The sequence below is a fragment of the Pseudonocardia sp. genome (assembly GCF_025965585.1).
GTDB lineage: Bacteria > Actinomycetota > Actinomycetes > Mycobacteriales > Pseudonocardiaceae > Pseudonocardia.
Genome location: NZ_JAOPWR010000046.1, coordinates 1 through 9910, shown reverse-complemented (window position 1 = coordinate 9910; position 9910 = coordinate 1). Strand labels below are relative to the sequence as shown.

Here is a 9910-nt window from a genome sequence, read left to right as displayed (position 1 = left end):
TTGGCCACCTTTGCCAACATCCGCGTCGCCGCCGCATCCAACGAGGAAGGCGGCCGGGAGAAAGCCACCCGCATCGCGTTCCGCACCGGTGGCGTGGTCGGCATGTTCACCGTCGGCCTCGGTCTGTTCGGTGCGGCCGTCGTCGTGATGGTCTACGCCGGCCAGGCGCCCAAGGTTCTGGAGGGCTTCGGGTTCGGCGCCGCCTTGCTCGCCATGTTCATGCGTGTGGGCGGTGGCATCTTCACCAAGGCCGCTGACGTGGGCGCCGACCTGGTCGGCAAGGTCGAGCAGGGCATCCCCGAGGACGACCCCCGCAACGCCGCCACCATCGCCGACAACGTCGGCGACAACGTCGGCGACTGCGCCGGCATGGCCGCCGACCTCTTCGAGTCCTACGCCGTGACTCTCGTGGCCGCGCTGATCCTGGGCACCGCCGCGTTCGGCCTCCACGGCCTGCTGTTCCCCCTGATCGTCCCTGCCATCGGTGTGGTCACCGCGGTGATCGGCGTCTACATCACCCGCACCCGGCCCAACGAGGGCAGCCTGAAGACGATCAACCGCAGCTTCTACATCTCCGCGGTGATCTCGGCGGTGCTGTGCGCGATCGCCGCCTACGTCTACCTGCCGGGCACCTTCGCGGGCTTCACCGACGCGTCGGGCGCGAACGGCCCGACCGACCCCACGGTCGTCCCGGCCATGGCCGGCAGCGACCCCCGCCTCATCGCCACCATCGCGGTGATCATCGGCATCGTGCTGGCCGGCGTCATCCTCCGGCTCACCGGCTACTTCACCGGCACCGAGGACAAGCCCGTCAAGACCGTCGGGCAGAGCTCGCTGACCGGTCCGGCCACCGTCATCCTGGCCGGCATCTCGATCGGCTTCGAGTCCGCCGTCTACACCGCGCTGGTCATCGGCGCGGCCGTGTTCGGCGCGTTCGCGCTGGCCACGGGCTCGGTCACGGTGTCGCTGTTCGCGGTGGCGATGGCCGGTACCGGCCTGCTCACCACGGTCGGCGTCATCGTCGCGATGGACACCTTCGGCCCGGTGGCAGACAACGCGCAGGGCATCGCCGAGATGTCGGGCGACGTCGAGGGCGCGGGCGTCGACATCCTCACCGAGCTCGACGCGGTGGGCAACACCACCAAGGCCATCACCAAGGGCATCGCGATCGCCACGGCCGTACTGGCCGCCACGGCGCTGTTCGGCTCCTACCGGGACGCGATCACCACCACCCTCGCCGGTGCCGACGTGTCCAAGCTGACGAGCTTCGAGTACCAGGTGTTCTCGCCGAACACCCTGGTCGGCGTGATCATCGGTGCGTCCGTGGTGTTCATGTTCTCGGGCCTCGCCATCAACGCGGTCACCCGCGCGGCCGGGGCCATCGTGTTCGAGGTGCGCCGCCAGTTCCGCGAGCACCCGGGGATCATGGACTACTCCGAGAAGCCGGAGTACGGGCGCGTCGTCGACATCTGCACCCGCGACTCGCTGCGCGAGCTGGCCACTCCCGGCCTGCTGGCCATCTTCGCCCCGATCGCCGTGGGCTTCGGCCTCGGCGTCGGCCCGCTCGCCGGGTACCTCGCGGGTGCCATCGCCACCGGCACCCTGATGGCGATCTTCCTCGCCAACTCCGGCGGCGCCTGGGACAACGCGAAGAAGCTCGTCGAGGACGGCAACCACGGCGGCAAGGGATCGCCCGCCCACGAGGCGACGATCATCGGTGACACCGTCGGTGACCCGTTCAAGGACACCGCGGGCCCGTCGATCAACCCCCAGATCAAGGTGATGAACCTGGTCTCCGTGCTCATCGCGCCGGCCATCGTCTTCCTCACCATCGACTCGGCCTACACGCCGATCCGCATCGTGATCGCACTCGTCGCGCTCGCGGTCATCGTCGCGGCCGTCCTCGTGTCGAAGCGGCGCTCGACGTCGATCAGCGACACCCCGGCGGAGACGCCGGTCGGCTGACCGGACAGCGCAGCGGTCAGCACGCAGCAGGCGGAGGCCGCTCACCCGTGCGGGTGAGCGGCCTTCGCCGTGTTCGGGGTCCGGGTACGGTCCGTCCCACCCTCGTCCTCGTCCCCTCATCGTCGCCCGGGAGCACGCGCATGCACCGCCAGCCCCGCACCGCCCTGCTCGTCGCCGCGACCGTCCCCGCCCTGCTCCTCATGGGCTGCTCCACCGCCGTGACGGGCACGCCGGCTCCCGCCGGGGCCACCGCGTCGGCGACGCCCGGGGCCGCGCCGGCGAATGCCGTGACGTGGATCGACGGGGTGTGCGGCTCGCTGCAGCCGATGCTCAAGGCTCTGTCGTCCGCGCCGAAGGGCGACTCGAGTGATCCCCAGGCGACGGTGAAGGGCCTTCGTGGTTACTTCGGCAACGCGGTCATTAGCCTGGACACCGCCCTCGACGGTCTCAAAGCGGCCGCCCCCTCGCCGGTCGACGGCGGCGACCAGTTCGTCACCTCGCTGACGGGAACCCTGACGAAGCTCCGCTCGTCGTTCCAGGACGCGAAGACCCGGATCGACGCGGTGGACCCGTCGGACGTCACGCAGCTCGCGACGGCCCTGCCGGCCGCGCTGGCCCCGCTGCAGGACCTCCAGAACCTCCCCGACCCCACCGCCGACCTGAAGAACACCCCGGAGCTCGACCAGGCCGCGCAGCTGGCCCCGAACTGCAAGGCCCTCCCCGGCGCCGGGGGCTGAGCAGGCGACCGAAGCGCCCCGGGGCACACTGGCGGCCGACCTCGTCGTCGACCGGGAGCCGTCCAGCATGTCCCGTACGACCCGTTCCGGCCTGCTCGCCGTGCTGCTGACGGCCCTCGCCCTGCTCGCTGGCTGCACCACGACCGTCACCGGCACTCCGTCGGCCGACCCGGCCCCGGCGCCCACCCAGGGTCCCGGCAGCGATCCCGTCGCGTGGGTCGACAAGGTCTGCGTCGGGGTGCTGGCCTTCGCCACTCCCGCGATCGCCCCGCCGAACTTCGCTACGAGCACCGACCTCCCGGCCCTGAAGACGGCATTCAGCACCTACCTGGGCACGGTCGTCACGGGCGCGCAGAAGGGCGGCGAGCAGCTGGCCGCCGTCGGGCGCTCCCCGGTGGCCGGTGGTGACGACGTGCTCGCGAAGGCCCGCGCCACGATGACGAAGCTGAGGAACGACTTCGCGGGCGCCAAGGCCACCGTCGACGGCGCGAACCCGAACGACCCGCAGGCCTTCGTCGCGGCGCTGGACAGGGTGCAGAGCACGCTCAGCTCCGTCACCGCCCCGGACGCGCTCTCGGGCATCGTGGCGCTGCCCCGGCTGGGCGCCGCGGCGCAGCGGTCGGACCAGTGCCGCAAGCTCGCCACCCTCGCCACCACCGCCCCCCGCTGAGCCTGTGATCGGGCGCCGTTCGGCGAGTCGCCCGCCCATCGATCGAACATGTGTTCTACGGTTCCGGTCGTGTCGCAGCTGTCGCTGTTCTCCGCCGAGGCCCGGCCCGCCCGGCTGGCCGACCTGGCCGGCCTGCTCTGCGGCCCAGGGCAGATCGCCCGCTTCGGCGCGGGTGACCAGGCCCGGCTCTCGATCGTCCTGCCCGACCCCGCGCGCGCTCCCGCCGTGGTCGCGGCCTGCGCCGCTGTCGGCATCGCCGCGCAGCCGGTGCTCACCGAGACCGGTGCCGTGTCCGTGCGCACCGCCTTCCGCTGCGACCTGGTCGGGCTCGCCCGCGAGTGGACCAGCGGAGCGGTCAAGCAGGTGCCCGCGGAATGGCAGCTGGACGGCGCGGCGTTACGGGTGTGGGCAGCGTCGGCGGGGTGGCCCGACGAGCGCGGCGGATACCTCCTCGCCCTCGACGACAACGCCCCGCACACCCACCAGGCACTGATCGCCGCGGCCACGAGAGCGGGCATACCGCCGGCTCGTGTGGGGGACGGCACGGGAGGTTGTACCGCCCTGCGGATCAGCGGCACCCGCCGCGTCCAGCGGCTCGTCGAGCTGGTCGGACCGGTGCCGGCGAGGCTGTCGGGCGAGCACTGGCCGAGGTACTGGGGCCGGAACGCGTCTTGACAGCAGTGGTTACGCTCTCGCGGCGCAGCCAGCACGGTGTTGGTGTGCGATCGGGCGACACCGCGAAGCGTGATGAAGGCAACACGGCGGGTGGTGTGCGACCGTGAGGTTCCGGCACAGTCCGGGACGTCGAGACGCATACTCGGTAGTTCGGGTGGCCGCGACGGTCACCCGCAGCACGGCCGGTGCCCGACCCCGGCCGTTGGGATGGAGTAGGACCAGGTGGCAACCGGAACGACGAGCTCGAAGCCCGCGGCCCACGAGGGCGAGGGCACCGACGCCGCGCCCGCCCGCAGAGCAGGCGGCGGCAGCCGGCGCTCCGGCACGCCCACGTCCGCCGCATCGGGACGCCCAACGCGCCGGCTGGTGATCGTCGAGTCCGGCACCAAGGCCGCGAAGATCCAGAAGTTCCTCGGCAAGGACTACGTCGTGGAGGCCTCGGTCGGCCACATCCGCGACCTGCCCCGCGGCGCTGCCGATGTCCCGGCCAAGCACAAGGGTGAGGCCTGGGCCCGGCTCGGCGTCGACGTCGACAACCAGTTCGCCCCGCTCTACATCATCACGCCGGAGAAGAAGAGCAAGGTCGCCGAGCTCCGCGAGGCGCTGAAGTCCGTCGACGAGCTCCTGCTGGCGACGGACCCCGACCGCGAGGGCGAGGCCATCGCCTGGCATCTGCTCGACACGCTCAAGCCCAAGGTGCCCGTGCGCCGCATGGTCTTTCACGAGATCAGCGAGCCGGCCATCCGGGCCGCGGTGGAGAACCTGCGCGACCTCGACCAGGACATGGTCGACGCCCAGGAGACCCGCCGCATCCTCGACCGCCTCTACGGCTACGAGGTCTCCCCCGTGCTGTGGAAGAAGGTCATGCCGAAGCTCTCGGCGGGCCGCGTGCAGTCGGTGGCCACGCGCATCGTGGTGGCCCGGGAGCGCGAGCGCATGGCGTTCGTCTCCGCGTCGTACTGGGACATCGCCGCGCAGATGGACGCCGGCGCGCTGGCCACGCCGCGGCAGTTCCCCTCGCGGCTGGTGGCGATCGACGGCGAGCGCGTCGCCACCGGTCGCGACTTCGGCGCCGACGGGCGGCTCAAGACCACGGGCAGGGACCCTGCGCGAGCGCTCGACGAGGCGTCCGCGCGGCGGCTGGCCGAGGCGCTGCAGGGCCGCGACCTCACCGTCGAGTCGGTGGAGTCGAAGCCCTACACGCGCAAGCCCTACGCGCCGTTCATGACGTCGACGCTCCAGCAGGAGGCGGGCCGCAAGCTCCGCTTCTCCGCCGACCGCACGATGCGCAGCGCGCAGCGGCTCTACGAGAACGGCTACATCACCTACCTGCGCACCGACTCCACCACGCTGTCGGAGTCGGCCATCAACGCGGCCAGGAGCCAGGCGCGCGAGCTCTACGGTGACGCCTACGTCCCTGCGCAGCCCCGGCAGTACACCCGGAAGGTGAAGAACGCGCAGGAGGCCCACGAGGCCATCCGGCCCGCGGGCGACACCTTCCGCACGCCGGGCGAGATCGCCCGCGAGGTCGACGGCGACGACTTCCGGCTCTACGAGCTGATCTGGCAGCGCACGGTGGCCTCCCAGATGGCCGACGCGCGGGGCACCACGGTCAGCATCCGCATCGCGGGCACCGCCGCCACCGGCGAGGCCGTCACGTTCGCCTCCTCGGGGCGCACCATCACCTTCCCCGGCTTCCTCAAGGCCTACGTCGAGACCGTCGACGACCAGGCGGGCGGTGAGGCCGACGACGCCGAGTCACGGCTGCCGGAGCTGACGCAGGGCCAGGCGCTCACCGCCGCCTCGCTGACGCCGGAGGGCCACTCCACCAACCCGCCGTCGCGCTTCACCGAGCCGAGCCTCATCAAGCAGCTCGAGGACCTCGGCATCGGCCGCCCGTCCACCTACGCCTCGATCATCAAGACGATCCAGGACCGCGGGTACGTGTGGAAGAAGGGGCAGGCGCTGGTCCCGTCGTGGATCGCGTTCGCCGTCATCGGGCTGATGGAGCACCACTTCGGCAGGCTCGTCGACTACGACTTCACGGCCACGATGGAGGACGAGCTCGACGCCATCGCGCACGGCACCCAGCAGCGCACGAACTGGCTCACGGGCTTCTACTTCGGCGCCGACCAGGGCTCCGAGGGCTCGGTGGCGCGCGCGGGCGGGCTGAAGAAGCTCGTCGGCGTCAACCTCGAGGAGATCGACGCCCGGGAGATCAACTCCGTCCAGGTGTTCGACGACGTCGTGGTGCGCGTCGGCCGCTACGGCCCGTACCTGGAGCGGGTGCGCGACGGGCAGAGCCAGCGCGCCAACCTGCCCGACGACCTGCCGCCCGACGAGCTCACCCGTGAGGTCGCCGAGCAGCTGTTCTCGGTGCCGCAGGAGGGCCGCTCGCTGGGCGTCGACCCCGTCACGGGGCACGAGATCGTGGCGAAGGAGGGCCGCTACGGCCCGTACGTCACGGAGATCCTCCCGGAGCCGGAGGAGCCGGTCGAGGAGCCCGCACCCGCGCCGAAGACCACGCGCTCGCGCACGGCCGCGGTCACGACGACCAGCACCACGGCCAAGGCTCCCGCCCGCAAGAAGGCGGTGGCCAAGCCGAAGCCGCGCACGGGGTCGCTGTTCAAGGGCATGTCCACCGAGACGGTCACGCTCGAGGACGCGCTGCGCCTGCTGTCGCTGCCGCGGCTCGTGGGCAACGACCCGGAGAGCGGCGACGAGATCACCGCGCAGAACGGCCGCTACGGCCCGTACCTGAAGAAGGGCACGGACTCCCGCTCGCTCACCGACGAGGAGCAGCTGTTCACGGTCACGCTGGACGAGGCGCTGGAGATCTACAAGCAGCCCAAGCAGCGCGGCCGGCGCACCGCGGCGGCAACCCCGCCGCTGCGCGAGCTGGGAACCGACGCCAACACCAAGAAGCCGATGGTGATCAAGGACGGCCGCTTCGGGCCGTACGTCACCGACGGCGAGACCAACGCGAGCCTGCGCAAGGGCGACAGCGTGGAGCAGCTCACCGACGAGCGCGCGTCCGAGCTGCTGGCCGAGCGCCGCGCCCGCGGCCCGGCGCCGAAGAAGACCACGGCGGCCCGCAAGCCCGCCGCCCGCAAGCCCGCGGCGAAGAAGGCTCCGGCGAAGTAGCCGGCCCACGCGATCCGCGCGGCCTCGATCTGCGCGCCGTTTTGCGTCTTCGCACCGTCCACGGAGGGTGCGAGGACGCAAAATCGCGCGCGGACCGGGGCGCGCGGACCGGGTCTCAGCCGACGAGCAGCGCCTTCACCGCGGCGGCCACGCGGCCGCCGTCGGCCCGGCCCGCCGCCGCGGCGTTGGCCTTCTTCATGACCTGCCCCATCTGCTTCGGACCGGGCTTGTCGCCGAGTTCGGCGGCGACCTCGTCGAAAGCCGTCCGCGCGATGACGGCCAGCTCGTCGTCGCTGAGCTGCGTGGGCAGGTAGCGGTCGAGCACCTCGCCCTCGGCGCGCTCCTGGGCGGCGAGCTCCTCACGGCCGGCGGCGGCGAAGGCCTCGGCCGACTCGGCCCGCTTCTTCGCCTCCTTCGCGATCACCTTGAGCACCTCGTCGTCGGAGAGCTCGCGCGCCTCGGTGCCGGCGACCTCGGCGTTGCCGATCGCGGTCAGCGTCATCCGCAGGGTGGACTTCACCAGCTCGTCCCGGGCCTTCATCGCCGCGGTCAGGTCGGTCCGCAGCTGTGCCTTCAAGGTGCTCACGGGCGTGCACGCTAGTCCACTCGGCGCGCGACGTACCCTGCAGTTGTGAACAGCTGGGCTCGGCTCGCGCTCGGCGCGACCACCACAGGGGCGGCCACGGTCGTCTACGCGGCCGGCGTCGAGCGGCGGCGGTGGACGTTGCGCGAGGCCACGCTGCCGGTGCTGGCCCCCGACGCGCGGCCACTGCGCGTGCTGCACGTCTCCGATCTGCACATCACACCCGGCCAGCAGAGCAAGCAGAAGTGGGTGGCCGCCCTCGCGGAGCTGGAGCCCGATCTGGTCGTCAACACCGGCGACAACCTCGCCCACCCCCGTGCCGTCCCGACAGCCGTGGCCGCGCTCGGCCCGCTGCTCGAGCGTCCCGGGCTGTTCGTCTTCGGCAGCAACGACTACTTCGGACCCACGCCGAAGAACCCCGCCCGCTACCTGACGAAGAGCGAGCGGCGCATCCACGGCGAACCGCTGCCCTGGCGCGACCTGCGGGCGGCGCTGGTCGAGCGCGGCTGGGCCGACGTCACGCACGAGCGGGTCACGCTCGACGTCGCGGGCGTCACGGTCGCGGCCGCCGGCGTCGACGACCCCCACCTCGGCCTCGACCGCTACGACCGGGTGGCCGGTCGCGCCACGGGCGATCCCGTGCTACGTCTGGGGCTGACCCACTCCCCCGAGCCCCGCGTGCTCGACGCGTTCGCGGCCGACGGTTACGACCTCGTCCTCGCCGGCCACACCCACGGCGGCCAGCTGCGACTCCCCGGCTTCGGCGCGATCATCACCAACTGCGGCATCGACCGCTCCCGCGCCCGCGGCGCCTCGCGCTGGGGCACGCACATGCACCTGCACGTGTCCGCGGGACTGGGCACGTCGCCGTTCGCCCCGGTGCGGTTCGCCTGCCCGCCGGAGGCCAGCCTGCTGACGCTCGTGCCGCGCCCCACCACCACGGAGGCGGTGGAGGCCACCCCCGCAACGGCCTCGGTGGAGGTCGGCTAGACTTCTCCACGGCTCGCAGCACGATCGCGAGCCATCGGGGTGTGGCGCAGCTTGGTAGCGCGCTTCGTTCGGGACGAAGAGGTCGCAGGTTCAAATCCTGTCACCCCGACCACCAGAGGCCCTGGTCACAGGCTCCAGACGGAGCCCGGGACCGGGGCCTCAGTCGTTGGCGACAAGCCTGGATGACAAGAGCAACTAGGCTTGATGCTTCGCGGGTGCACGAAGTCACGCAGGCGATGTGCCTAGCGTTGCTGAGGAATGGACTCCCGCCGAACGACCAGCTCGTTCAGCCTCAGGCTCACCAACGGTGGTCCGGCGCTCCGCTCGCTCGCCGAATTCTGCTGCGGTCGCGAACATGACGGACGTGCCCACCAGTCCGGCCGCTGCCACGTAGACCAGCACCTTCGGCCGGTCGGCAACGTTGCCGGTCGCGACGATGAAGGCGCGGACAGGTTGCGTCGGCCCGTGCTGAGGGACAGCACCTGCTCGGTGTCCGCCCGTGGTCCCCCAGCAGGTAGCCCCCGATGGGCGAGAGCGCGATCAACAGCAGGGTCGCGATGATCGCGCCGGTACCGAACAGTGCGATCACGTTCTTGACGTTGAGCCCCAGCATCAGGACCAGGAGAAGTGCCAGGCTGATCGTCGAGATCTGCGCGAGCGGGGGTTGCAGGACCTGCACAGCTCCTGCGGCGGCCTCTCAGCGGACCTGATGGGCCGCGGGCAGCACGTCGTCGGCGCTGCGGGGTTCCGCGCGCGCCTGCTGGTTGAGCTTGTGGCGCAGGAGGGACGAGTGGCGGTAGACCTCCTTGCGGGCCCGCATGATGTTGCCGAGGGGGGCGTGGTCAGCCGTGACCCGCCAGGGGGTGAAGGAGAGGGCATCCATCTTCTCGAGGTTGTCCTCGCCTGAGATGTCCTGCTGCGGGAGGCGGAGCTTGGCCACCGTCACGGAGGGAGACAGCGTCTCGGGCCACTCCACGGTGACGTCCTGCACCGGCATCCGCTGCAGATCGGTGCACAGCTGGACCTGGATGTCGAACTCGTAGGGGCGCTCCTGCAGCTCGGCCACCAGAGCGGGCCGGATCACCTCCGCCGCCGCACCGGGATCGATGGTGCGCCGGACGACTGCGTCGGCGAAGACCGGATCCG

Annotated in this window: 7 protein-coding genes, 1 tRNA gene and 1 pseudogene; 7 read left to right on the top strand and 2 right to left on the bottom strand. The window is 71.6% G+C overall.

Annotated elements, in window-relative coordinates:
• From JWR81_RS02610 to topA, 5 genes are all read left to right on the top strand, one after another.
• On the top strand, positions 1–1965 hold a 1965-nt coding region (locus JWR81_RS02610; RefSeq protein ID WP_297646152.1), incomplete at its 5' end, for a sodium-translocating pyrophosphatase.
• Between the two features lie 140 nt (positions 1966–2105).
• Positions 2106–2702: a hypothetical protein gene (locus JWR81_RS02605; RefSeq protein WP_297646150.1), complete on the top strand. Its 597-nt coding sequence runs from the start codon at positions 2106–2108 to the stop codon at positions 2700–2702.
• A gap of 67 nt (positions 2703–2769) precedes the next feature.
• On the top strand, positions 2770–3372 hold the full coding sequence (locus tag JWR81_RS02600) for a hypothetical protein (RefSeq protein ID WP_297646148.1): 603 nt from the start codon (positions 2770–2772) through the stop codon (positions 3370–3372).
• Positions 3373–3441: 69 nt separating this feature from the next.
• The gene (locus tag JWR81_RS02595) at positions 3442–4047 is read left to right on the top strand and encodes a hypothetical protein (RefSeq protein ID WP_297646146.1); all 606 of its coding nucleotides are present in this window, start codon (positions 3442–3444) and stop codon (positions 4045–4047) included.
• 366 nt (positions 4048–4413) lie between these two features.
• A complete protein-coding gene (gene topA, locus JWR81_RS02590; RefSeq protein ID WP_297646154.1) occupies positions 4414–7191 on the top strand; it encodes a type I DNA topoisomerase in 2778 nt (925 codons plus the stop codon).
• Between the two features lie 115 nt (positions 7192–7306).
• On the opposite strand, the gene JWR81_RS02585 is transcribed toward topA, so the two are convergent.
• Positions 7307–7777 carry a GatB/YqeY domain-containing protein gene (locus JWR81_RS02585; protein ID WP_297646144.1) on the bottom strand — a complete coding sequence of 157 codons (471 nt, stop codon included), beginning with the start codon at positions 7775–7777 and terminating at the stop codon, positions 7307–7309.
• Between the two features lie 45 nt (positions 7778–7822).
• On the opposite strand from JWR81_RS02585, the gene JWR81_RS02580 reads away from it, so the two are divergent.
• Complete coding sequence (locus tag JWR81_RS02580) at positions 7823–8764, top strand: metallophosphoesterase (RefSeq protein WP_297646142.1); 942 nt, start codon at positions 7823–7825, stop codon at positions 8762–8764.
• A 35-nt stretch (positions 8765–8799) separates the two neighbouring features.
• A tRNA-Pro gene (locus tag JWR81_RS02575) sits at positions 8800–8876 on the top strand.
• Positions 8877–9461: 585 nt separating this feature from the next.
• On the opposite strand, the pseudogene JWR81_RS02570 reads toward JWR81_RS02575, so the two are convergent.
• A pseudogene (locus JWR81_RS02570) lies at positions 9462–9910 on the bottom strand (hypothetical protein); the annotation flags it as partial.

Coding starts and splice junctions, on each gene's coding strand:
- JWR81_RS02605 (WP_297646150.1), top strand. CDS start 2,106: ATGCACCGCCAGCCCCGCACCGCCCTGCTCGTCGCCGCGACCGTCCCC.
- JWR81_RS02600 (WP_297646148.1), top strand. CDS start 2,770: ATGTCCCGTACGACCCGTTCCGGCCTGCTCGCCGTGCTGCTGACGGCC.